This window comes from Allobosea sp. CRIB-10 (assembly GCF_900112185.1).
GTDB lineage: Bacteria > Pseudomonadota > Alphaproteobacteria > Rhizobiales > Beijerinckiaceae > Allobosea.
This window is the reverse complement of record NZ_FOKP01000032.1, coordinates 24839-46634: the sequence shown is the minus strand read 5'-3', so window position 1 is coordinate 46634 and position 21796 is coordinate 24839. Positions and strand designations below refer to the sequence as shown.

Genomic DNA, 21796 nt, shown 5'->3' with positions numbered 1-21796 from the left:
CTCAACGCGTTGGGCGGCATCTCGTTCTCTGTGCTCGCCCTGAGTCATTTCCGCTCAGGCAACCCCTTCCGGCCATCCCTCCGCCAAACAAAAATGCCCCCACGACCGGGGTCGAGCCCGATCAATGGAGGCAGCATCGCCTGTCATGTTGCCGCAGCCTCATTGCTGCGCCTGAAACGGCAGTACGACGAATGCTAGTTTCAGAATGCCGGGCGTGTCAACGAGGCGTCCGCTGCTCACGGCTCCTGCTTCGACATATAGACGTATCAGTCGGCTTGCCTCCGTTTTCCTGACCGCTCGGAGCAGAAAAATTCCGATCCGGCGACGCTAGCTGGCGATGGAGTTTTTCGATCTGGCGCGATGTAGTCCGCTCATCGCGTTGCTCTCCCTACTCTCGGAGGTCGCAAGTAGGATCTGCTCGGTGCCGTTGTCGCTGACGAGCCTAAGCCACCATCCGCAAAGGGAGACGAGCGCATCGAGCTTGTGAGCCAAGCTTACTGCTTGTTCGCGCTCAAAGTCCGCTTCTCGGATGAATGCCAACTTCCGCTCCTTGGCGCATGCAGGAAAAGATGAGGCGCAGTCCGGCAGCTACTGCCGTCCACCGGTGGCAATCAGACTGACATCGATCGTCCCAGCCCTGAAACCGGCCTCGCAGTAGCAGAGATAGAATTCCCAGAGCCTGCGGAACGGCTCGTCGAAACCTTGCGCGGCGATCTGCGGCCAGCGTTCCAGGAAACGCCGACGCCACTCCTTCAGCGTCGCGGCATAGCTTTCACCGAATGCGAGGCGCTTGATCGTGGCCAGACCGGCGGAGGCCGCAGCGTCCTCCAAAGCAAGGACCGAAGGCAGGCAGCCGCCCGGGAAGATGAAGCGTTGGATGAAATCCGTGCCCTGCTGGTAGGGCTCGAACAGAGCGTCGTCGATGGTGATCGCCTGCAGGACTGCATGGCCCCCAGGAGCCAGCGAGCGGCTCAAGGTAGCAAAATATGTCGGCCAATAGTCGCGGCCGACGGCCTCGATCATCTCGATCGAGACGATGCGATCGAATTGGCCCTTAAGGTCACGGTAGTCCTGCAGGCGTAGCTCGACGCGATCTTCGAGACCGGCCTCGGTAACCCGCCGCTGCGCATAGGCGAGCTGTGCCGGGGATAGCGTGATCGCCGTGACGCGGCAGCCCTCGCGCGCCAGACGCTCGGCGAGGGCGCCCCAGCCGCAGCCGATCTCGAGGACGTGCTCGCCTCCCGTGAGCGCAAGCATCTCGACGATCCTGTCGAGCTTGCGGTCCTGGGCAGCCTCGAGCGTATCCGTCGGTGCTTCGTAGAGCGCCGACGAATAGGTCATGCTCTCGTCGAGCCACTGCCGGTAAAAGTCGTTGCCGAGGTCGTAATGGGCGGTGATGTTGCGACGGCTGCCAGCCCGGCTGTTGGCGTTGCGCCAGTGTCGCAGCCGGTTGAGCAAGCGGGCCGGCCAGGTCCCGGAAACGAGCTGGCGGAGCGTTGCATCGTTGCGGGCACCGAGTTCGATCAACGCCGTCAGATCCGGCGTGGTGAAATCACCATCGCGATAGGCCTCGGCGAGCCCGATATCACCGTCGAGCAGGAGGCGACGCATGGCCCGCCAGGTCTTCATGACGATTGCCGCTTGCGGGCCCGGCGCGGCTGGACCACTCCAAAGTCGTTCGCCCTCGGGCGTGACGATGCTCAACCGGCCGACAGCAATGCGCGACAGCAGCCGGCGCAGGAACCAGCGCGAGAGGCCGATTCCGCCCGGCAGCGAAAGCGATGATTCGCCCATCGGTGCCGGGCGTTCGGTGTCGGGAAGCCTCATGGCTGCGTCGATCCCTTCGGATGAGGTGCTACCGCCTGCCCCATGCTGAAAGGGCGTTCCGGCGGAGCCGGGTGCGTCCACCAGGGAACGCGCTTCACCAGGAGGCGCAGCGCGTGCCAGTGGATGGCCGCGGTGACCTTCAAGGTCAGCAGCGGATGGGTTGCGAGCAGGCGCAGGAGCGTGGCGTCGTCGAGCGCGCGGCGTTGGCCACTCAGCGAGGCGGTGATCAGTCTCCCGCTATGGTCATGCCCATCGATGGCGATCGAGACGCGCTCGCCCGGTGGCTCGACCTGGAAGGCATAGCACATCGCCAGCCCCATAAATGGCGAGACATGGAAGCGCTTCTCCGCCTCCTGCCGCAAAGGATGAGCCTCGGCGCCGGCCGGCGCGACATAGCTGTGGATCTCGCCGAAGGTGTTGTGCACCTCGTAGACGGTCGCCCGCAGGCCGCCGTCGCGGCCGTAACAGAAATAGGTGCTGAGCGGGTTGAAGGCATAGCCGAGGATGCGCGGCATGGTCAGCAGCCTGACCCCGCCGCCGTCCCAGTCGATTCCCGCCGCCGCCAGCGCTTCGGCCACCTGCTCCTTCAGTGGCCGGCCGCTGCGATCGCCGTAATCGGCATCGCGAAAGGCATAGAGGTCGAAGCGGTTGCGCGAGAACAGGCGCAGCTGCGCGGCGACGGCGTCGATCTCGTCGAGGTCGAGCAGCATCCAGAAGACACGATAGGACAGGGCATGCGGCTTCGGGCGGAAGCGATGGTGCCGCACGCGGCCGACATAAAGGGCGGAATGCCTGATCATGCCGCCAGCTCATGTGGCGGGGCGAGCGGAATGCGCCCGGATTCGTCGCGGACCTGCCAGGGCCGTCGCACGCCGCCGAGAGCCTCGGCCACGGCGAGCCCGGCCTGCAGCCCGTCCTCGTGGAAGCCCGAGCCGAAATAGGCGCCGCAGAACCAGCTGCGCCGGGCGCCCTGCAGAGCCCACAGCCGCTCCTGGGCTGCGAGCGCGGCCCGGTCGAAGATCGGATGCTCGTACACCTCTTCGTGCAGGATGGCTTCCTGGCGCAGCGTAGCGGGTGGATTCAAGGTGACGAAGAATGGCCGGGTCTCCGGCAGGCCCTGCAGGCGGTTCATCCAATAGGTGACGGCGCAGGCGGCATCCGGCCTGCCGCGTTCGCCGATATGGTTCCAGCTCGCCCAGGCGCGGCGCCGTCTCGGCATCAGGGCCTCGTCGCCATGCAGCACGGCACGATTGCGGCTGTAGCGAAAGGCGCCGAGTGCGGACGCTTCGAGCGGATCGGGATCGGCGAGCATGGCCAGCGTCCGGTCGGCATGTGTTGCGAACACGACCTCATCGAAGTGCTCGCTCCAGCCTTCGCCCGAGACGAGCACCTCGTTCGGCGAACGCCTGACCTGACGTACGGGCGCACCAAGCCGGACGCTCCCACCGAACTGCTGGCGCAGCCGCGCGACATACCGGGCGCTGCCACCACTGATGGTGCGCCAGACCGGTCGGTCAGTGAGCTGCAGGAGGCCGTGATTGTGGTGGAAGCGCAGGAAAGCCTGGGCGGGATAGCCCAGGATCTCGGAGCAGGGCGCCGACCAGATCGCCGCCGCCATCGGCAGGAGATGATCGTCGCGGAAGGCATCGCCATAGCCGCCGGCCGCAAGATAGTCGCCGAGCGTCATATCTGCCGCGTGTCCCGCCTGCGCATCGCGGGTCGCGTCGCGATAGAAGCGGACGAGGCCCTGGAGCATGGCCCAGAAGCGCGGGCTGGCCAGATTGCTCCGCTGCGCGAACAGCCCGCTCAGGCTAGTACCGCTGTACTCGAGACGCCCGTCGTCGAGCGAGGCGGCGAATGACATCTCGGTCGGCTGCGTCGCGACGCCCAGATCGGCGAGCAGCGCGACGAAATTCGGGTAAGTTTTCTCGTTGTAGACGATGAAGCCGGTGTCGACCGCCGTCTCGCCGCCATCCCGGCCCGACACCAGGACTGTGTTGGCATGGCCACCAAGACGCGGCTCGGCCTCGATCAGCACGACATCGTGAGCCTGGCTCAGCAGCCAGGCCGCCGACAGGCCGGAAATGCCGGCGCCGATGACGGCGATCTTCTTTGCGTGTCCGTGAGCCCGCGCCATGGCCATTCCTTGCTTGGTGGAAGGCTATACGCCGGGCACCTGGCTTTGGATTTGCCGCCATCCCGCGGAAATCGCGATGGACAGGGTGAGCCGATTGCCAGCGGCGAACGTAAATTGACTGAGGCAAACGGGAGGCGGATCGATGCCCGCAACGGGTCTGAAGCGACTGTCTGCGGCGGTCGGCGCCTATGCCGCCCACCCCGGACCGCGCGAGGCGGTCGCGAACACGGTTGCGCTGGTGATCGTTTCGAACCAGCCCTTCTACCCGCTCTATCTCCATTGGGCGGTATCGCCCGTGATCGGCCCGTCCCTCCTGACCTTTCTGTCGACGCCTCTTTTCGCGATGGTGCCGGCCGTGATGCGGCGGAGCTCGAAGCTTGGCCGCTCCCTGATGCTCTGCGCCGGCATCGGCAATACGCTGCTCTGCCGCTTCGTCTTTGGCGGCTCATCAGGTGTCGAAGCCTTCCTGTTTCCCTGCCTGGTGCTGGCCGTCCTGCTCTTTCGCCGTGACGAAGGCCTCTATGCCGCCGGTTTCACGGGGCTGGGCTTCGGGGCCTATCTATTGCCCGTCGATGCCATCGCAGGACCGCTGCATCTCTATGAGCAGCAGGAATACGCCTCGCTCCAGCGCCTGAACTTTCTGAGCGCGGCCTCGCTGACGGTGCTGATCGGCTGGCTTTTCGTTCAACGATCTCCCGGTATCGCTGCGGACGATGAAACCGGAAGGAGCCAAGGAACGTAGAAGAGGCGCAACCTGCGGAAAGGACATCGCATGAGACGCCTTCTGCTCGCCCTGATCATCGCCTCACCGTCCGCCGCCAGCGCGACCTCCCTGGACGGCACCTGGCTGCGCGACGATGGCAACGCCCGTGTCCGTATCGCGCCCTGCGGTGACAAGATCTGCGCCACCAATCTCTGGATCGGCGATACCAGCCAGGGCGAGGCGGCCGGCGACAAGCTGGTGATGACGCTGACGCGCCAGGCCGACGGCAGCTTCTCCGGCACCGCCTACGATCCGAAGCGTGACTGGACTTACTCATTGACCGTCAGGACGGGAGCTGGCGAGCTGACCACCCGTGGCTGCATTCTTGGCCGCCTGATCTGCCGCGACGTCGGCTGGAAGGCGGCCGAATAGTGCTCGGCCCGGCGGTGATCCGTTCTCGTTCCGCCGCCGTATTTTGGATATGGCTGCCGCATTCGCCTTGACTGTCGAAGACATGCGCGGGGCGTCAGTTGCGCAGGGAGACCGGTTTTTCGCCTTGTTCGACCCTAATGCCTTGATCGCTGCCATTGCGCGCTCGGGTGACCGGGACGCTTTTGCAGAACTGTTCGACCATTTCGCGCCGCGCGTGAAAGGATTGCTGATGCGCGGCGGGGCTTCGGCTGAGCTGGCAGAGGAAATCGCGCAGGAGACACTGCTGTCGGTCTGGCGCAAGGCCGCGATGTTCGACCCCGACAAGGCGAGCGCTTCGACCTGGATCGCCACCATCGCCCGCAACCGGCGCATCGATATCGCCCGGCGTGAGACTCGCTCGCGGCTTTCACAAGTTTACGAGATTCTGGATGAAGAAGGCCCTCAACAACCTGACGAGACGATCTCGGGAGCTGAGCGCGACGCGCGGGTCAGGGCAGCGATGACCGGCTTGTCAACCGACCAGTATCGGGTTGTCGAGCTCGCCTTCCTGGAAGGGTTCACCCATCAGGACGTGGCGAAGCATCTGGCGATCCCGCTCGGCACCGTGAAGTCGCGGCTGCGTCTTGCTCTGTCGCATCTGCGGGGCAAGCTGGAGGATCTGCGATGAGCCCGGTCCATCGTGCTTCCGACGAGACACTCGCCGCTTTCGCCGCCGGCAGACTCGACGAAGGGTTTGCGCTCGTCGTCGCGGCGCATGTCGAACTGGACGGCCAGAGCCGGCGCCGCCTGAGGGAATTCCAGGCTATCCAGGGTGCCATGCTCGATGCCGCGGAGCCCGTGGCGATGACGGCACGGCCACTCGACTCAGCCGAGCCGCAATCGCTGCCGGAGGCTGCCAGAGCGCCCCGCCCGGCTGAAGCAGGCCTCCCTCGTGCGCTGAGTCCCTATGCTTTAGGGCCGTGGCGGCCGATCGGCATCCGGATCGCGATGCGGCGGGTCGACGTCCCTGGATCGGAGTCACGCGTCTTCATGCTGCGGGCTGGGCCAGGGATCGCACTTCCACACCATAAGCATACCGGCCTCGAATGGACGACGATCCTGTCCGGCGCCTACGAGCACGAATACGGCCGCTACGCCGCGGGTGATTTCGACGAGGCGGACGCCGAGCACGAGCACACGCCGCGCGTCGATCCGGTCGACGGCTGTACCTGCCTCGTCGCCATGACCGGCAATGTCCTGTTCCAGGGTTGGCTCGGCCGCCTGCTGCAGCCGCTGGTGCGGCTGTGACGCTGGCCTCCTTCGCGGCGGCATTGCTCTTTGTCGCCGTCGCGATGTCGGCCGCCATGAGCCTGGCGACCCGGATCGAACGCCGGACCGGCAATTCTGGCTGGATCGACGTGGTCTGGACCTTCGGGCTCGGCGCGACCGGCATTGCCGGCGCTCTGCTGCCGTTCGGCGAAGGGCCGCTCGCGCGCCGGCTTCTAGTGGCGGCGCTCGTCGCGTCATGGGCTCTACGGCTCGGCCTGCATATCGCCGGACGCACGACAGGGATTTCCGATGATCCTCGCTATGCCCGCATGAAGCGCGACTGGGGGTCCCAGGCACCCAGGAAAATGGCGCGGCTACTGCAGTTGCAGGCGCTTGCGAGCATTCCGCTCGCTGTCGGCGTTGTCCTGTCGGCGCATAACCCGGTGGCCTTCGGCCAGCCTCAAGATTGGCTGGGTCTGGGCCTGTTCTTTACCGGAATCATCGGCGGCGGCATCGCCGATCGGCAGCTTCGCGCTTTTGCCCGCTCCGGTCGCAGTGGCGTCTGTGACAAGGGGCTCTGGGCCTATTCGCGGCATCCCAACTATTTCTTCGAATGCGTGCTCTGGAGCGCCTACGCGGTGATCGCTTCCGCCGCGGCTTACCCCTTTGGCTGGCTCGCCTGGCTCGCACCCGCCGCGATCACCCTGCTCCTCGTTCGGGTATCCGGCATTCCGCCGCTCGAGGAGCATATGCTTGCCAAGCACGGGGATGCCTATCGCGACTACCAGCTCCGGACCAGCCCCTTCATTCCACTCCCGCCCAAAGGAGCCGGGTCATGACGATCATGCAGAGGCTTTCGAGCTGGGGCGAGACCTTGCCAGTGCCCGATGCGGTCAGCCGCATGGTGATCGCCACGCTCGTCGGGCGAACGGATCGTACCCTCATGGCCAAGCCCGGCAATGCGGCCGGTTTCGCACGGGAAATGGCGGAACTGCCGATCGCGCTGCATGCCGATGCCGCCAATGCTCAGCATTACGAGGTGCCGGCCGCCTTCTTCGAGCAGGTGCTGGGGCCGAGGCGAAAATATTCCTGCTGCTACTACGCCGAACCCGGCGATACGCTGGCGGCGGCCGAAGATCGGGCGCTGGCCTTGAGCGCCGAGCATGCCGGCCTCGCAGACGGACAGGACATCCTCGAGCTCGGCTGCGGCTGGGGCTCGCTCTCGCTCTGGATGGCTCAGGCGTATCCGATGGCGCGCATCGTCTCGGTCTCGAATTCGGCCTCGCAGCGTGCCTTCATTGAAAAACAGGCGCGCGAGCACGGTTTCGGCAATCTTCGCGTCATCACCGCCGACATGAACGACTTCGCCATCGAAGAGCGCTTCGACCGCGTGGTTTCGGTCGAAATGTTCGAGCACATGGCGAACTGGCGCTCGCTGCTCGGGCGCGTCCATGGCTGGTTGAAGCCGAACGGACGCTTGTTCATCCACATCTTCGCGCATGCGCGGGGCTGCTACCGCTTCGATGTCGGCGACGATGCCGACTGGATCGCGCAGCACTTCTTCACCGGCGGGATCATGCCCAGCGCGGCACTGGCGTACGAGTTTCCCGACCTCTTCGCAGTCGAGGAGGCATGGCGCTGGGGCGGTAAGCATTATCGGCGCACCGCGGACGATTGGCTGGCGAATTTCGATCGCAACCTGCCGGCCATCGACCCCATCCTGCGCGAGGTTTACGGCGACAACGCGCCACTCTGGCGCCGCCGCTGGCGCCTGTTCTTCCTCGCGACGAGCGGACTGTTCGGGCACTCCGGCGGCGAAGCCTGGGGCGTCAACCACTACCGGCTGCGCCCCGTCTGATCGGTCAGCGATAAAGCGGCGATAGCCCCTGCTTCAGCCGCCAACGCGGCGCGCCACCTCGTAGGCGACCCAGCTGCAGAAACCGACCACGACAGTACCGTAGATGATGTCGGCGAGCGTGATCGTCAGGGTCCAAGGCCGCAAGGTGGCATAGTTCGTCAGGTCATAGGTTGCATAGGCGAGCAGGCCGATCAGGGCGCCGTTGACGAGCGCATCGTTCGCGCCGCCGCCGCGCAGGGCCGGCATCACCGCAAAATGCAGGACGCCAAGCGGGAAGCCGAAATAGAACAGGGCCGCAGGCACATAGCGGATCGGCTCCACAATCAGGTCACCGAGCGCCGGGCGATAGAGCCTGGTCGTCATCGTGCCGAGCCATATCGCATCGCAGATGCCGAAGGCGACGAGAAAGGCGACGTAACCGACGACGAAGCGCATGACGATCTCCATTGGCCTGTGCCCACAGATACGCAGGATCTACGTTTCCGGACTACATCGAGCCGATCGACCGATCCGGGATCCAGCGCGCTCCATCCGGCGTATCCATCGCATGGCCGGCAATGCGAAGGCGCTCATGACCATCTTGAATTCCAGGCGCGCTGTCATGGCGGCGCTGTCGACCATCGTTCTCAGTGGCTGCGCCGCGCTGAGGCCCGGCGCCTTTAACCAGGGCGCGCGGGATGTCGCCTATGGTGCCCACCCACGGCAGACGATGGATATCTACCTCCCGAGCAGCGGCGGAGCCGGTCGCCCGGTCGTCTTCTTCATCTATGGCGGGTCATGGGCCAACGGCGCCAAGGAGAGCTACGCCTTCGTCGGCGATGCCCTGGCTGCGCGCGGCTTCGTCACGGTGATCGCCGATTACCGGCTTGTGCCGGAAGTGCGCTTCCCGGTCTTCGTCGAGGATGGTGCCGCAGCGCTGCGCTTCGTGCGTGACAACATAGCCCGTTTTGGTGGCGACCCGCGCCGGATCCATCTCATGGGACATTCGGCGGGGGCCTACAACGCGATGATGCTGACACTCGACAGGGGCTATCTCGCTCGTGCTGGTCTTTCGTCGAGCATCATCCGATCGGCCGTCGGCTTATCGGGCCCTTACGACTTCCTGCCGCTCGACCTCGGCGTCACCAAAGCCGCCTTCGGCAACGCGCCTAGCCTCGAGCGGACGCAACCTGTCAGTTTCGCGCGTGCGGATGTGCCGCCGATCCTGCTCGCCACCGGCGCCGACGACACAACCGTCCTGCCCCGCAACAGCCAGAGACTGGCCGCGGCGCTACGACGTGCAGGAGCGCGCTCGGTGATGCTCAAGATCTACCCGGGCCTAGGGCACGCAGGGACGGCGGCCTCGCTCGCCCGCGTTATTGCCTGGCGTGCGCCCGTTCTCGATGATGTCATCAGCTTTTTGGAAAGCGCCTGACCGCAGCCACAAGCTGCGAGCGTTAATATGGACGCTGCGTTAGGCGGCGCCTGCGCGAACGTCCGCCTCCTTGCAGCCAGCCAATGTCCGCAACTGGCGCTTCCTGGAAGGTGCCCAAGCGGCTTACGAGCGCGTGGGCGCGAACCTGAAATCGGAACGCTGCTCCAACTAATTCCTCACACGGGGACAGGAGCTGGAACGGCCAGGGATCAAATAAGTCTCCGGCCTTTACCCCCGCAACTGATCAAGGGCGCTGCCGTCCTAACGCTCACCTTGAAATCTACATGTTCGAGCGGAATTCCCGGGGCGTGCGCCCAGTCGCTTTTTGGAAGGCGCGCGCGAAGTTGGCGGGCGAGGAATACCCCATCTCCGCCGAAACACGGGTGATCGAGCCGTCCGTGTGCCGGAGCAGCTCGGTCGCTCTTTGAAGTCTTGCTGCGTTCGTCAAGCTGCGAAAATCGGTACCAGCCCGATCCAGCTCACGCTGCAGCGTTCGGACACTGCTGCCCAGCGGTCGTGCAACACGATCGATAGACACGCTGCCGGTGAGCACCTGGGCCCGAATCTGCTCCATGACGACGTCGAGCAGATCCCGTGGAGCGCCGCCGGGCCGGTCTCGCGCCACGTCCTCGATGGTGACGATGGGCCATGAGGTGCAGCGCGGTACAGCAGATAGATGATGGCGTTCCACGACAATGGTCACAGCTGGCGCGTTGAAAAGGACCGGGCACTGGAAGAGATCTTCGAACAGGCTGGTTTGGCGTGGTCTGTTGATATCAAGTTCGATGCGCAGTGGGCGCCACTCGGAAGGTAGATAGGCCCGGAAGAGGCTCAGCAGGACGCCGGCAGCCGCGCCGGCGACCATGTCGTAACCAACATGGCCAGCCAGGGCAAAGACATAGCTATACCGCGCCTCGTCGCCGACGATCGCGACTGACATCCTGTCGTTCGTACAGTGATAGCAAAGGGCGGTTACGCTCCGCTGGATGGATTGGCCGAGGGTATCGGCTCCCAGGACGTAGCGGCCGAAACTGCCATAATTGGCGGCATTCATCATTGGGGCGATCAGGAGCCCGAGATTGGACGCGCCCGCCTCTCGTGCGGCGGCATTGATGAAGCCGACCACCGCAGCGTGCGGGATGAAGCAGTTCCGGCCCTCGGTCAGTTCGAGGTCGAAGCCGGCGGCGCGGTTCGCCCGCAGAAGCGCCCTTTCCCCGATTTCTTGACGCACGAAGGCGGGCAGGCCGTGCAGGATATGGCTGGAGATGACTGGGATCTCAGCCATGCGCTGGACGCTCCAAATGTCGCAAGATTGGCGCAAAATGAGTGGTTTCGAATTCCGATCACTGGTTTATTCTACAGTATAAGTATCACTCAAACGGGACAATCCCTTGGGGAAACCGTCATAGGTTCGATCGCTTTAAGGAATTTTCAGCTGTGAACCTGTGCAGAAGGCTCGCCGGTTTAACCAAACTGGCGCTCTTCGCGACCTTGTCGTTTCCAGACGTCGCGCTGGTGGGGGCTTCAGCGATCAACACCAACGTTCTGGTCAGATCCGCGCAGAATTTGTTCGGGTGCAGCGCCAGTTCATACTTCGAACAGTCAACGAATTTCGGCGAATCTCTTAGTACGAACCACCGCCCCTGGCTGCAATTTGCGAACCGGAAGGAAATGTTCAGATGCTGACGAAACGCGATTTGCTTTGCTCTGCTGCGCTGGTCGGATTCACCGCCGCGACTGCGAGATCGAGCCCTGCTTTTGCCCAGAACAAGGCCGAATGGCCCAGCATGATTGAAGCCAAGGAAATCGCCGAAGCAGGCTTCATCTACGGCCTGCCTATCGTAATGAACTATGCCATCATGTATGAATATGCAATTGATCGCAATTCCGGTCAGTTCAAGGCATCGTTCAACCAGATCAAAAACGAACCGAACGTCTTCACTTACAAGGATACGGCGATCGTCACGCCGAACAGCGACACACCCTATTCCTTCGCGTGGCTGGATTTGCGGGCGGAGCCGATTGTGCTCTCGGTGCCGGGGATCGACCCGAAGCGCTACTACTCGATCATGCTCTGCGACGGCAATACCTACAATTTCGGCTATGTCGGCACCCGTGCCACCGGCAGCGAGGCCGGCGACTACATGGTGGTCGGGCCCGACTGGAAGGGCGACACCCCGGCGGGCATCAAGCAGGTGTTTCGTTCGAGCACACAATTTGCCCTTGCGGGCTATCGCACTCAGCTTTTCGGCCCGGATGATCTGGGCAATGTCGAGAAGGTGCAGGCTGGCTACAAGGTACAGATGCTCTCGGCGCATCTGAAGCGGACGCCGCCGGCGGCTGCGCCGGCCATCGACTTCCCGAAGATCGACAAGGAGCTCGTGAAGACCAATTTCTTTGAGTATCTCGACTTCGCGCTGCAGTTCGCTCCGGCGCAAGACAATGAGAAGGAGATGCGCGCGAAGCTGGCACGTATCGGCATTGGACCTGGCAAGACCTTCAACTTCAAGGACCTCTCTCTGGAGAAGAAACTGGAGTTCGGCCTCGGCATGAAAGAAGGCCAGCGGAGGGTCGATGAGGCCGTCGCCAATGTCGGCAAGACGATCAATGGCTGGCGGGTCAGCGGTCTTCCCGGCGACAGCGCTCACTACAATGGCGACTGGATGAAGCGGGCCGTCGCCGCCCAGGCTGGCATTTATGGGAACGACCCGGAAGAAGCGACCTATCCGTTCACGCGTGTCGACAGCGAGGGCCAGACGCTCGACGGCAGCAAGCACAGCTACACCCTGACGTTCCCGCCCGGTCAGCAGCCGCCGGTCAACGCCTTCTGGTCGCTGACCATGTACGACGGCAAGAGCCAGCTCCTGATCGAAAACCCGATCAACCGCTATCTGATCAACTCGCCCATGCTGCCCACCATGAAGACCAACGCGGATGGGTCGCTGACGCTCTATATCCAGAACAAGTCTCCGGGTGCCGACAAGGAAGCCAACTGGCTGCCTGCCCCGAACGGGCTGATCTACTTGGTGATGCGCCTGTACTGGCCGAAGACGCAAGCTCCCTCGATCCTGCCGGCGGGCACAGGGACGTGGCAGCCGCCCGGTGTGAAACGGGCTTCATAGAAGACGAGAGCTTCGTCCGCTTCTCCGTCGCAAGGCCGTCGAGATAACGCCGGTTCTCGCGCTGTCGGCAGTGCAACTGCCGACAGCGAATGCAGCGCGATGCCGCCAGGGTGGCTCAGGCGCCAGCAGCCGGCATGATCAAGTTGCGATTTCAGTTCAATAGCCACGCATTCTACGGTTCAAGACAGGAGATCATCATGTCCAGAATTCTTGCCGCCATGGCGGTGTCGATCGTCTGCGCCGCCACGTCTCCGGCGACGGCCCAGGTTCCGCTCACGAACTATGTCGATGCCAACGGCTTCATCGACGTTCAGGCCCTGACCTGCGCACAACTGGCCGGGACCTTTCAGGAAGACGCCGATCTCCTCTCCGCCTGGTATAGCGGCTGGTATAACGGTCTCGCCAAAAAGCATTTCCTCGACCTCAAGAAGGGCAAGGTCGTGGAGCACGAAGTCATCGTCTACTGCAAGGCCAATCCCGGGAAGAAGGTCATCGAGGCGCTGGCGGTCGTATTCAAGGACGAGCGCGCCAAGCTGGGAATCCACCTGAAATAAGCACCTGCTGGCCAGTGCGTATAACCGTTCTGCCGTTCACGAAGGGCGAGTCAAAGATGTCCACCTCAAATACGAAGCTTGGCGCCGGACTTGCCCTCGCAATGTTCTCGATCGCTGCACAGGCCGCCGACCTCCCGTCAAGGAGGATCGAGCCTGCCGCTCCGTTGCCGCCAGCGTTCACATGGAGCGGCTTCTATGTTGGCGCCCAGGCCGGCTGGGCGCAGACCAGAACCGAGCTGACGCCAGGTGCCGCAATCGCCGGCCGGGTTGCCGTTGCCTCACTGCCCAGCTTGGACAAGAACGGCATCGCGGCCGGTCTGCTGGTGGGCTACAACCATCAGATCGGCCAGCTTGTCCTTGGTGGCGAGATTGACGGCTCTGCCCTCATCACCGGGAAGCAGCGGCACACAGCGCTGACCGGCGACTTCATCACCGCCCATACCAATTGGGCTGGCTCGGCCAGGCTGCGTGTCGGTTATGCCTTCGACCGGTTCATGGTCTACGCGACCGGCGGCCTTGCATTGGCCGCGCCCAAATCGACGGTGACGGGCACTGGCTATTCCTATGGCGCAGGCGACAGCACGCGCTTCGGCTGGACCCTCGGCGCCGGTGCCGAATATGCGATCACGAACAACTGGATCGCTGGCCTGGAATATCGGTACGCGCAATTCCAGGAGGATACCTACACCTACCCGGTCGGCGTCGGCAGCCTCGGGATCGTCGGATTTAAGCAGCAACTGAGCACCAATCAGGTTGTCGGGCGGCTGCTCTACAAGTTCTGATCCTCTCGGGCGGCCTGCGTGCAGGTCGTCGGCGACCGTCTCATCTTTCGGTTCCGACACAGGGGCAACGCCATGAAACATGCGATCTTCGGCTGGGGTATCTTGGCTTTGGCAGCGGCCCTCGCGCCGACGGAGGCGAGCGCCGTCGTTTGCGCACGCGGGGTCGTGCGAGCTGGTTGTGCGGGGCCGAATGGCGCCGTGGTGGCGCGTCGGCCCGTCGCTCCGCGTGCCGTGGTTATCGCGCCCGTGCGACGCGGGTGCGCCATCGTCAACGGCAGGCGCGTGTGCCGCTGACAGCGAGCCAATGAACCTTCCAGACCTCTCATGAGGGCCACCGGGCCAGGCCGGGAGCAAAAACCTGGCGTCACTCGGCAATGTCTGCTTCCGGCGAAGTTCCCAACCTCCGCAAATCGCGCATCAGACGAGCGGCGCATGCGATATAGATGTCTCGGATGCGGCATCCCAATGGAGGATGCGCCATGCTTGTCGAAGCTCAGCAGACTCATCAGCGCCCCGCTTGGAACACCGGCCGCATCATTGGCCCGAAGCCGCCGCTTAAGCCACGTCACATCTGGGCGATCCGGACACGGCTGCAGCACGAACATCGTGTACGTGATCAGGCGATATTCAATCTCGCGATCGACAGCAACCTACGTGGCTGCGATCTGGTCCGGCTTCGTGTGGCCGACGTTGTGCTCGGCGGAACCGTGAGGCTGAGGACGTCGATCATCCAGCAGAAGACTGGCAGGCCGGTGCCTTTCGAGCTGACCGATCCGACTCGAGAGGCGCTCACCTCCTGGCTCAGGAAACGACCAGCAGGAGGCGGCGATTGGCTCTTCCCAAGCCGCAGTCGACCCGGCGATCACGTGACGACGAGGCAATACGGCCGCTTGCTCGATGGCTGGGTCGCCCTGATCGGCCTCGATCCCGCACTCTATAGAACGCACAGCCTGCGGCAGACAAAGGTTGCGTTGATCTACAAGCGAACCGGCAACCTTCGCGCCTGCCAGCTGCTGCTGGGCATTCCAAGCTCGACAGCACGGTCCGATACTTCGGCATTGAAGTTGATGATGCCCCGCTCCTGTCCGAGCAGACGGACCTGTAGCTTCACCTGGGGAACGGGCACCGTCCTACTGGAATCTCTGCGCCCTCGTTGCTCACCTGGCGGGGATGCTCATGCATGTCCGGTTTGGGTCGCAAGCGAACATTCGCCGAACCCCGGTGGCCGGATTGCAATGCGGGACACCAGACTCTGGCTTTCCAGCGGAAAGCGTGAAGTCAGCCCAAGTACCGGAGCCAGTTCGCCAAGCTGCCGTCGTCCGCGTCGAGCGAAGGCGACAGGCGCAGATGCGCGGCATCGCGCGGCGCGATACCGAACTGTGCCTTGAAAGCGCGCGAGAAGGCATCGTCGCTCGAAAAGCCGAACTGACGCGCAATCTTCCCGATGCCACCTCTTCCGCGCGTCGAAGCATTGAGCGCCAGACGTGCTCGCGCCAGACGGCGTTGGCGAATGTAATCAGAGACACCACCGATCGGGGCGAAGAGACGGTAAAGCGCCGAACGCGACAGGCCGAATGCGCTGCAAAGCATCCTGGCATCGAGGGCGGGATCGCCGATCCGGCGATCGACGAAGCGGCAGATCATCGCCATGCTCGCCGTCAGCGTTGCCGGAGCCTCACTCTCGCGCATCAATGCTGGAGAGAGACAGGCCGACAGCAGTTGTGCGCTGGCCTTGGCAATATTGGGGGCTGCTGTCGGCTCGAGCGTGGGCGCCGCTTTCAGCAGGCTGCGCAGATGGTTACCCGCCAGCGAGCCGAGTGGGCTCGCCCCGAACAGGACGGTGCCATGCACCCGGTCCAGACTGCCGATATCAAGCGCGAGCAGGCTGCGCGGCAACACCAGGTTGACCGCCCGCATGTCGGAGGCGTGCGAGCGCACGGGACGGGACAGGTCGAAAATCACGACGTCGCCCGGGCCGGCGTGGACCTCCTCCCCATCCAGGTCGAGCGTCGTATGGCCTGTCTCGTAGCGTTGGATCAGCAGGTGATCGACGCCGACCGCGCCAATCAGGCTTTCCGAGCGTTCGTAATGCTGGGCGCTCGTTGCCACCTGCCCGACCAGCGCGGTGCTCAGATGGTGTCGGTCCAGCTCGGCATGAAATCCGGCATCCCAGTCGCCGGCAAGCGGCCGAACGTCGAAGATTGGCGCAATGGTCTCGCGCCAGCTCCCGAAACGCTGCCGCGCATGATCGCCTTCGCTGCCCATCGCCCAGCCTGCCCGCCCTCTCGCAGCGCCGCCCGTTATCAGGCGTTCGCGACGTTTTTCTAAACGAAAGAGAGCTGCGATAACGTAAATGGGCCGATGAGAGAGCACTGATACGTCGCCCCGGATGATTGGGACGCAGCGTCGCCTCTCCACCGTCTCCCCGATTTTCGTTCCATGTTACGCGCCGCACGATCGGTCCACGCCTGCTGGACCACGTTGACGAGCCTTGCCTATGCCGACTATCGCCGCACGCCGCGCCGTTCTTCGCTCCACCTTCCTCTGCGCGACCGCGGCGTCGCTTCTTGCCGCTCTCATGCCGGTTGCCGCTTCGGCATCGGATCTACCCGCGCTGCCGGACGCGTTTTTCCGCCTCCCAGTCCGCAATCTCCCGCGTGCCACAATGCCCCCAGCGCCCGCATATTTCGCGACACCGGAATACAACGCCAGCTACGGCCTGGCGCAGATCAATGCCGCCGACGCCTATGCGCTTGGACTCAGCGGCAAGGGCGTACTGGTGGCGGTGGTCGACAGCGGCATCGACCTCACGCATCCCGAATTCGCCGGCCGACTCTCGCCGCTGTCGCGCAATTTCGGCTTCGACCTGCCCGATCCGAACGACATCTTCGACCGGGATACGACGTCGCACGGAACCCATGTGGCTGGAACCATCGCCGCCGCGAAAGACGGCCGCGGCATGCATGGCGTCGCCTACGATGCCGAGATACTTGCCTTGCGCGCGATCACCCCAAGCGGCGGGGACACGGCTGCCGCCATCCGCTATGCGAGCGAGCGGGGCGCGAAGGTACTCAACGGTAGCTATGGCCCCGTTTATCCTGCGCTGACCCTGCCGGACGGCAGCCCCAACCCGGACTACAGCCTCGTCCCGATCCAGCCCTATCGCATCGACGGCACCTCTGCCGAGGTCTCGGCCATTCGTCAGGCAGGCGCTTCGGACATGGTCATGGTCTTCGCCGCCGGCAATGAGCGCGAGGACCAGCCGGTGATCGCGCGCAATCCGACGGGAGCAGCCTTTTACCCCGCGATCCGGCCGGAGAACGCCGGCAAGAATCTCTATGTCTTTCTGGACGGCAATGGCGACCAGGTCAGTTCGAGCAACCTCAACTATTCGGACCTCCAACCCTACACGATCGCCGTCGTTGCGGTGGATCGTGATCGCAAGATCGCGTCGTTCAGCAACTATTGCGGCATTGCCGCCGCCTGGTGCCTTGCCGCGCCCGGTGTCGGGATTCTCTCGACCGTGACCCCGGCCAATGGCAGCTCCCCGACGGAGCCGTACAATCTGTCCAGCGGCACCTCGATGGCCGCTCCGCATGTGGCAGGCGCAGCCGCCCTCGTTCGCGAGGCGTTTCCGTTCATGACCGCGCCGCAGGTGGTCCAGTCCATCCTCACCACGGCGACCGATCTCGGATCGCCCGAGATCTATGGCTGGGGCCTGCTCGATCTCGGGAAGGCGGTGCGCGGCCCCGGCCAGTTCGTGCAGACCTTCGATGTCGACACCAAGGGCTATTCGGCAACTTTCGGCAACGACATCACGGGCGCGGGCGGGCTGATCAAGCAGGGCGAAGGCCGGCTCGAACTAAGCGGCCGCAACACCTATGCGGGCGGCACCTCCGTTATTGGTGGAACGCTGGCCCTGAGCGGCTCCGTCGCTTCCACGGTCTCCGTCGGCCAGCAGGGCACCTTGCGCGGCACGGGGTCGATCGAGGCTGGCCTGTTCAGCGCCGGTACGGTCATGCCCGGCAACTCCCCTGGGACGCTGTTCGTCAAGGGGCCCGTGAGTTTCAGCGGTACGAACCGCTTCGTGCTGGACATCGATGGAGCCGGAACGAGCAACGGTGCGGGCAACTATTCGCGTCTCGTCGCACAGACCGCGTCGGGGCACGTCACTGTGGATGGGCGGATCGCCCCCAAGCTGCGTGGCATCGCTGGAGATGCGAGCAACAGCTTTACGCCTTTGCCCGGAAACGCCTTCCGGGTGCTGGTGGCTGAGGGAGGCTTGAGCGGAAGCTTCAACGGGCTGGATCAGCCGGCCGATGGTTTACCTGCCGATGCCCGCTTCGACGCGCTCTACGGCGTCGCCGGGCTGTCGCTGGTCGTGACACCTGGATCCTATGCCTCTCTCGCGGGCCTCAACGGCAATGGTTCCTCGGTTGCCAGGGCGCTAGACTCCGTGCGGCCAGCCGCCGGGACGCGCCCTGATGCCGCACGGCAGGAGGTGTTCGACGCGCTCTACACGACTGCGTCAGGCACGCTTCCCGGTGCGCTGAGCTCGCTGTCCGGGCAAAGCTACGCCGATGCCCGCATGGCGATGATGAACGCGCAGCGGACGGTCAGCGCGGCTCTCGATCAGCGCCTGACGGCCGGCGGGCCTTCTCGATATGATCAGCTTACTGGGTTGGGGGCGGCCAGCTATGCCAGCCTTGGTGGCGCTGCGGTCGAGCAAAGGCGGGTGCAGCCGGCCAGGGACGGCGCGGTCTGGGGGCGGGCTCTCTACGGTTTCGGGCGCACGGGAGGCGATGCCAACGGGACGGGCTCAAGCTTCGGCCTCGCCGGTGCCATGATCGGTGCGGAAACCGCCGCCTTCCGGGCCGGGACGATCGGCGCCGTCCTGGGATACACGCGCTCGAATGGAGACCCAAAGGCCGATGCGGCCGATCGCGTCGCGCTCGACAACTACAGCCTGGCGACCTATGGCCGCGCCGATTTCGGTGCCCTGACCCTGCGAGGCTCGATCGGCGCCAACTATGGCAAGACAGACGTTCGCAGGACGATCCTGCTCGGCAATACCCAGCGGGTCGCCCAAGGCGAGGCTGACAGCTACGGCTTCTTCGGCAATGCCGTCGCCGGATATCGCCTCGCCTCCGTAGCCGGCCTCGACCTGTCGCCTGAAGCCGGGATCAGCGTGCTCCATTCCCGACAGGATGGTCTGACCGAGACGCAAGCCGGAGCTTTCGCGCTCAATTTGCGCAGTCAGAACCAGACTTCCGCGCGTTCCCTAGCGGGTGCCCGGCTGTCGACGCCCGTAGCCGGCGACACGAAGCTGCGTATCGACCTCAAGGCCTACTGGTCCCACGAGTTCGCTGACAATGTCGCGGTTATGCAGGCCAGCCTGCTGGGTGCGGGCATCGTAACGCGAAGCCCGGGAGCGGCGCGGGACGGAGCGGTAATTGGCGCAAGCCTGTCGGGCTTCGTGACCCCGCAGATTGAGGTGGCCGGTTCCTATGACGGCGACCTGCGGTTGGGAGCCACGACCCACCGCTTCTCCTTCCAGGCGATGACCCGCTGGTAGGCCAACCGGAGATGCCCATGCTGCCCCCCTTCGGACGACGCCTGCTCGGCGCTAGCGTCCCCGCTCTTCTCCTCACCTGCATCCTCGGGGCCATGCTCTGGCACCAGCATCGCAGCGTCGAGCAGGTCGCGTCGCGCAGCCGCGAGGAGCAGATGCGGCTGGTCGGGATCTTGCTCGGCTCAAGCTTCGATCAAGCTGCCAAGTCTTCGCTCTCGCTCGCCGAAGCCTTTGCGCGCAATGCCGAGATACGCGACGCGCTCGCGGCTGAGGACCGCACTCGGCTGCAAGCTCTGTCCCAAGACGCCTACAAGTATCTCAGCCGGCAGGCGAACGTGCAGATCTTCGGCTTTCACGACAGGGAGCTGCGCTACCTGCTGCGCATGCATCGCCCCGACCAGCACGGCGACGACATATCCACCTTCCGGGCCATGATCGTCGCGGCCAACCGGCTGCGGCGCGCCCAGACCGGAATCGAGATCGGCATCGCCGGCATCGGCATCCGCGGCGTCGCTCTGGTCCAGCATGGTGCGGAATTCTTCGGGACGATGGAGGTCGGGCTCGACATCCGGCCCTTGATCGAGCTCGTGAAGACGGCGACCAACAGCGAGATCGCGGTGGTCGCGGCAGCATCGCTCACCAGTGTCGCGCTCGACCCGAAGCTGCCTTCGGTCGGCGGCCTCAGCATCATGGCATCGACGGACGACCAGCTTTTCCTGGACCTCCTGCGTGCCCGGGGAACACAGCCGCAACGGGACATCGAGTTCGGCCGCAGGCAGATCGGCGAGCACCGCTACGCTTTCATGAGCCAGCCATTGGTCGACTTCTCGGGCAAGCTGGTCGGGACCGTCCTGATGCTCAAGGGGGAGCCGCGGTCCGACTGGCGCCGCCTAAACACGGAACTATGCGTCATCGCCCTTTGCGGCGGGATACTCGCCTTTGTCGGCTTTCTCGCGTTGTCGCGTCAGCAGCGGGCCGTTTCATGATCAGACGCCTGCTTCTCCTCCTCCTGATCCTCCTCGGCCTCGCGCAAGGCGCATGGGGCGAGGAAAGAGCTGGCAACGGCAAGGCTACGCTGCCAGAGGCCTTCGGCTTGCCCGTACGCGTCCATATTGCGCTGCGCGTGCTCAACGTCCTGGAGATCAAGGAAGTCTCTGGGCAAGGGCGATTGCATCTTGAACTCACCCAGCGTTGGCACGACACACGCCTGGCCTTCAATGCGGTCGTGCGCGGCCTTGCCCGCGAGGATCGGGTCGGCGAAGAGGCCGACGATTATCTGAAGACGATCTGGTCGCCTGGCCTCGCACTCGACAACCAGATCGGAGACAGGGACGCACGCATCGTCGCCCTTTCAGTGCATGCCGATGGCGAGGTCGTGGTGATCGAGCGCTTCGAAAGCGATTTCCGCTTTCGGATGAACATGGACGCCTTTCCCTTCGACCGACAGAACCTGACGATCGGACTCTCGCTGCCGCGTTATGCACAGCAGGAGGCAATCGTTCTGACGACGGAGGCCGACCGCCCCTTCTCCGGCGTCGCGGACGCGCTCTCTGTCGTCGACTGGCGGCCCGTCGGACTGCGCTTCACCAACGATCTTGCGATTGGTTGGAATGCGCGCTCCTATTCGCGCCTCAACGCGACCGTGACGATCGCGCGCTATGCGGAGCGCTATCATCTGCGCATCTTCGTTCCCATCATCGCGGTGCTCGCCGTCTCGCTGTTCGTGCTGTGGTCTCCAGGTTTGAAGGAGCAGGACAAGGGTGGCTTGATCTTCTCGTCATTGCTGGCCCTGGCCGCGATCAGTTTCACCTTCGAATCCTCGTTCCCAGGCTCGATCTCCCTCAATACCCCCGTCGCCGAGATGATATCGCTGGGATATCTCTATCTCGTCGCGGTGCTGATGTTTGAGATCGCGCTGTCGGTCGCGATTGCTCACCCCAGCTTTCGCTGGCGCGACCATGCTACGGATTTACGCTGGCATCTGCGCTGGTCGGTGCCGGCGATGATGTTGATCATCTGCGTCGGGGCAGCGGTCCGCGCCCTGCCCGGATAGCTCCGCCATTGGGCTTGGGGCCTCGCTCGAGCAGCACCCCGCGATATTCAGGCTATCGGAAGCTATCCGGATGGAGGTACGCCTGCACGGTGAG

20 protein-coding genes and 1 pseudogene are annotated in these 21796 nt (G+C 64.2%); 15 read left to right on the top strand and 6 right to left on the bottom strand.

What is annotated here, in order from left to right:
- Positions 1 to 588: 588 nt before the first annotated feature.
- The 3 genes from BMZ69_RS27560 to BMZ69_RS27550 are packed head-to-tail and all read right to left on the bottom strand — an operon-like array spanning position 589 to position 3964.
- The gene (locus BMZ69_RS27560; RefSeq protein ID WP_092162990.1) at positions 589 to 1827 is read right to left on the bottom strand and encodes an SAM-dependent methyltransferase; all 1239 of its coding nucleotides are present in this window, start codon (positions 1825 to 1827) and stop codon (positions 589 to 591) included.
- Positions 1824 to 2627: a DUF1365 domain-containing protein gene (locus BMZ69_RS27555; RefSeq protein ID WP_092162988.1), complete on the bottom strand. Its 804-nt coding sequence runs from the start codon at positions 2625 to 2627 to the stop codon at positions 1824 to 1826. The genes BMZ69_RS27560 and BMZ69_RS27555 overlap by 4 nt, the downstream gene beginning before the upstream one ends.
- A complete protein-coding gene (locus BMZ69_RS27550) occupies positions 2624 to 3964 on the bottom strand; it encodes an NAD(P)/FAD-dependent oxidoreductase (protein ID WP_092163015.1) in 1341 nt (446 codons plus the stop codon). The genes BMZ69_RS27555 and BMZ69_RS27550 overlap by 4 nt, the downstream gene beginning before the upstream one ends.
- A 142-nt stretch (positions 3965 to 4106) precedes the next feature.
- Between BMZ69_RS27550 and BMZ69_RS27545 the strand changes: the two genes are divergently transcribed.
- The 6 genes from BMZ69_RS27545 to BMZ69_RS27520 are packed head-to-tail and all read left to right on the top strand — an operon-like array spanning position 4107 to position 8205.
- On the top strand, positions 4107 to 4706 hold the full coding sequence (locus BMZ69_RS27545) for a hypothetical protein (RefSeq protein ID WP_175507004.1): 600 nt from the start codon (positions 4107 to 4109) through the stop codon (positions 4704 to 4706).
- Between the two features lie 30 nt (positions 4707 to 4736).
- Positions 4737 to 5099, top strand: a complete 363-nt coding sequence (locus BMZ69_RS27540) for a DUF2147 domain-containing protein (RefSeq protein WP_092162986.1) — start codon at positions 4737 to 4739, stop codon at positions 5097 to 5099.
- 49 nt (positions 5100 to 5148) lie between these two features.
- On the top strand, positions 5149 to 5766 hold the full coding sequence (locus BMZ69_RS27535) for a sigma-70 family RNA polymerase sigma factor (protein WP_092162984.1): 618 nt from the start codon (positions 5149 to 5151) through the stop codon (positions 5764 to 5766).
- Positions 5763 to 6386, top strand: coding sequence for a ChrR family anti-sigma-E factor (locus BMZ69_RS27530; protein WP_092162982.1), 624 nt, complete (start codon positions 5763 to 5765; stop codon positions 6384 to 6386). The genes BMZ69_RS27535 and BMZ69_RS27530 overlap by 4 nt, the downstream gene beginning before the upstream one ends.
- Entirely contained in the window at positions 6383 to 7186 is an 804-nt protein-coding gene (locus tag BMZ69_RS27525; RefSeq protein ID WP_092162972.1) for a DUF1295 domain-containing protein, read from the top strand. Before BMZ69_RS27530 ends, BMZ69_RS27525 begins: the two co-directional genes overlap by 4 nt.
- Positions 7183 to 8205, top strand: a complete 1023-nt coding sequence (locus tag BMZ69_RS27520) for an SAM-dependent methyltransferase (protein WP_092162971.1) — start codon at positions 7183 to 7185, stop codon at positions 8203 to 8205. Before BMZ69_RS27525 ends, BMZ69_RS27520 begins: the two co-directional genes overlap by 4 nt.
- A gap of 33 nt (positions 8206 to 8238) precedes the next feature.
- Here the strand turns inward: BMZ69_RS27520 and BMZ69_RS27515 are convergent, their stop codons facing one another.
- A complete protein-coding gene (locus tag BMZ69_RS27515; RefSeq protein ID WP_092163014.1) occupies positions 8239 to 8640 on the bottom strand; it encodes a DUF2177 family protein in 402 nt (133 codons plus the stop codon).
- Here BMZ69_RS27515 and BMZ69_RS27510 point away from each other — a divergent pair.
- Complete coding sequence (locus tag BMZ69_RS27510; protein ID WP_244543574.1) at positions 8639 to 9619, top strand: alpha/beta hydrolase; 981 nt, start codon at positions 8639 to 8641, stop codon at positions 9617 to 9619. The genes BMZ69_RS27515 and BMZ69_RS27510 overlap by 2 nt on opposite strands.
- A gap of 280 nt (positions 9620 to 9899) precedes the next feature.
- Here the strand turns inward: BMZ69_RS27510 and BMZ69_RS27505 are convergent, their stop codons facing one another.
- The gene (locus tag BMZ69_RS27505) at positions 9900 to 10904 is read right to left on the bottom strand and encodes a helix-turn-helix transcriptional regulator (protein WP_092162969.1); all 1005 of its coding nucleotides are present in this window, start codon (positions 10902 to 10904) and stop codon (positions 9900 to 9902) included.
- A gap of 394 nt (positions 10905 to 11298) precedes the next feature.
- On the opposite strand from BMZ69_RS27505, the gene BMZ69_RS27500 reads away from it, so the two are divergent.
- From BMZ69_RS27500 to BMZ69_RS27480, 5 genes and pseudogenes are all read left to right on the top strand, one after another.
- Positions 11299 to 12741, top strand: a complete 1443-nt coding sequence (locus BMZ69_RS27500; RefSeq protein ID WP_092162968.1) for a DUF1254 domain-containing protein — start codon at positions 11299 to 11301, stop codon at positions 12739 to 12741.
- 89 nt (positions 12742 to 12830) lie between these two features.
- Complete coding sequence (locus BMZ69_RS27495; RefSeq protein WP_348272504.1) at positions 12831 to 13295, top strand: HdeA/HdeB family chaperone; 465 nt, start codon at positions 12831 to 12833, stop codon at positions 13293 to 13295.
- A gap of 56 nt (positions 13296 to 13351) precedes the next feature.
- Positions 13352 to 14077 (top strand): outer membrane protein, encoded by a 726-nt coding sequence (locus tag BMZ69_RS27490; RefSeq protein ID WP_092162966.1) that lies wholly within the window; start codon positions 13352 to 13354, stop codon positions 14075 to 14077.
- A gap of 72 nt (positions 14078 to 14149) precedes the next feature.
- Entirely contained in the window at positions 14150 to 14371 is a 222-nt protein-coding gene (locus BMZ69_RS32230; RefSeq protein ID WP_092163013.1) for a hypothetical protein, read from the top strand.
- 185 nt (positions 14372 to 14556) lie between these two features.
- Positions 14557 to 15182: pseudogene (locus tag BMZ69_RS27480) on the top strand (tyrosine-type recombinase/integrase).
- A gap of 173 nt (positions 15183 to 15355) precedes the next feature.
- Here BMZ69_RS27480 and BMZ69_RS27475 read toward each other — a convergent pair.
- On the bottom strand, positions 15356 to 16342 hold the full coding sequence (locus BMZ69_RS27475) for an AraC-like ligand-binding domain-containing protein (RefSeq protein WP_092162965.1): 987 nt from the start codon (positions 16340 to 16342) through the stop codon (positions 15356 to 15358).
- A gap of 232 nt (positions 16343 to 16574) precedes the next feature.
- On the opposite strand from BMZ69_RS27475, the gene BMZ69_RS27470 reads away from it, so the two are divergent.
- The 3 genes from BMZ69_RS27470 to BMZ69_RS27460 all read left to right on the top strand — a co-directional run bounded on the left by BMZ69_RS27470 (position 16575) and on the right by BMZ69_RS27460 (position 21702).
- Entirely contained in the window at positions 16575 to 19652 is a 3078-nt protein-coding gene (locus tag BMZ69_RS27470; RefSeq protein ID WP_092162964.1) for a S8 family serine peptidase, read from the top strand.
- A gap of 152 nt (positions 19653 to 19804) precedes the next feature.
- Positions 19805 to 20635, top strand: coding sequence for a cache domain-containing protein (locus BMZ69_RS27465; protein ID WP_175507003.1), 831 nt, complete (start codon positions 19805 to 19807; stop codon positions 20633 to 20635).
- Positions 20632 to 21702 carry a ligand-gated ion channel gene (locus BMZ69_RS27460; protein ID WP_092162955.1) on the top strand — a complete coding sequence of 357 codons (1071 nt, stop codon included), beginning with the start codon at positions 20632 to 20634 and terminating at the stop codon, positions 21700 to 21702. Before BMZ69_RS27465 ends, BMZ69_RS27460 begins: the two co-directional genes overlap by 4 nt.
- Positions 21703 to 21796: the final 94 nt, after the last annotated feature.

What these genes read in the sequence shown, in the direction of transcription:
- BMZ69_RS27500 (WP_092162968.1), top strand. Translation starts at nt 11,299, where the DNA reads ATGCTGACGAAACGCGATTTGCTTTGCTCTGCTGCGCTGGTCGGATTC.
- BMZ69_RS27520 (WP_092162971.1), top strand. Translation starts at nt 7,183, where the DNA reads ATGACGATCATGCAGAGGCTTTCGAGCTGGGGCGAGACCTTGCCAGTG.
- BMZ69_RS27515 (WP_092163014.1), bottom strand. Translation starts at nt 8,640, where the DNA reads ATGCGCTTCGTCGTCGGTTACGTCGCCTTTCTCGTCGCCTTCGGCATC.
- BMZ69_RS27540 (WP_092162986.1), top strand. Translation starts at nt 4,737, where the DNA reads ATGAGACGCCTTCTGCTCGCCCTGATCATCGCCTCACCGTCCGCCGCC.
- BMZ69_RS27475 (WP_092162965.1), bottom strand. Translation starts at nt 16,342, where the DNA reads ATGGGCAGCGAAGGCGATCATGCGCGGCAGCGTTTCGGGAGCTGGCGC.
- BMZ69_RS27470 (WP_092162964.1), top strand. Translation starts at nt 16,575, where the DNA reads ATGCCGACTATCGCCGCACGCCGCGCCGTTCTTCGCTCCACCTTCCTC.
- BMZ69_RS27555 (WP_092162988.1), bottom strand. Translation starts at nt 2,627, where the DNA reads ATGATCAGGCATTCCGCCCTTTATGTCGGCCGCGTGCGGCACCATCGC.
- BMZ69_RS32230 (WP_092163013.1), top strand. Translation starts at nt 14,150, where the DNA reads ATGAAACATGCGATCTTCGGCTGGGGTATCTTGGCTTTGGCAGCGGCC.
- BMZ69_RS27495 (WP_348272504.1), top strand. Translation starts at nt 12,831, where the DNA reads ATGCAGCGCGATGCCGCCAGGGTGGCTCAGGCGCCAGCAGCCGGCATG.
- BMZ69_RS27530 (WP_092162982.1), top strand. Translation starts at nt 5,763, where the DNA reads ATGAGCCCGGTCCATCGTGCTTCCGACGAGACACTCGCCGCTTTCGCC.
- BMZ69_RS27535 (WP_092162984.1), top strand. Translation starts at nt 5,149, where the DNA reads ATGGCTGCCGCATTCGCCTTGACTGTCGAAGACATGCGCGGGGCGTCA.
- BMZ69_RS27560 (WP_092162990.1), bottom strand. Translation starts at nt 1,827, where the DNA reads ATGAGGCTTCCCGACACCGAACGCCCGGCACCGATGGGCGAATCATCG.
- BMZ69_RS27505 (WP_092162969.1), bottom strand. Translation starts at nt 10,904, where the DNA reads ATGGCTGAGATCCCAGTCATCTCCAGCCATATCCTGCACGGCCTGCCC.
- BMZ69_RS27550 (WP_092163015.1), bottom strand. Translation starts at nt 3,964, where the DNA reads ATGGCGCGGGCTCACGGACACGCAAAGAAGATCGCCGTCATCGGCGCC.
- BMZ69_RS27490 (WP_092162966.1), top strand. Translation starts at nt 13,352, where the DNA reads ATGTCCACCTCAAATACGAAGCTTGGCGCCGGACTTGCCCTCGCAATG.
- BMZ69_RS27545 (WP_175507004.1), top strand. Translation starts at nt 4,107, where the DNA reads ATGCCCGCAACGGGTCTGAAGCGACTGTCTGCGGCGGTCGGCGCCTAT.
- BMZ69_RS27510 (WP_244543574.1), top strand. Translation starts at nt 8,639, where the DNA reads ATGACGATCTCCATTGGCCTGTGCCCACAGATACGCAGGATCTACGTT.
- BMZ69_RS27460 (WP_092162955.1), top strand. Translation starts at nt 20,632, where the DNA reads ATGATCAGACGCCTGCTTCTCCTCCTCCTGATCCTCCTCGGCCTCGCG.
- BMZ69_RS27465 (WP_175507003.1), top strand. Translation starts at nt 19,805, where the DNA reads ATGCGGCTGGTCGGGATCTTGCTCGGCTCAAGCTTCGATCAAGCTGCC.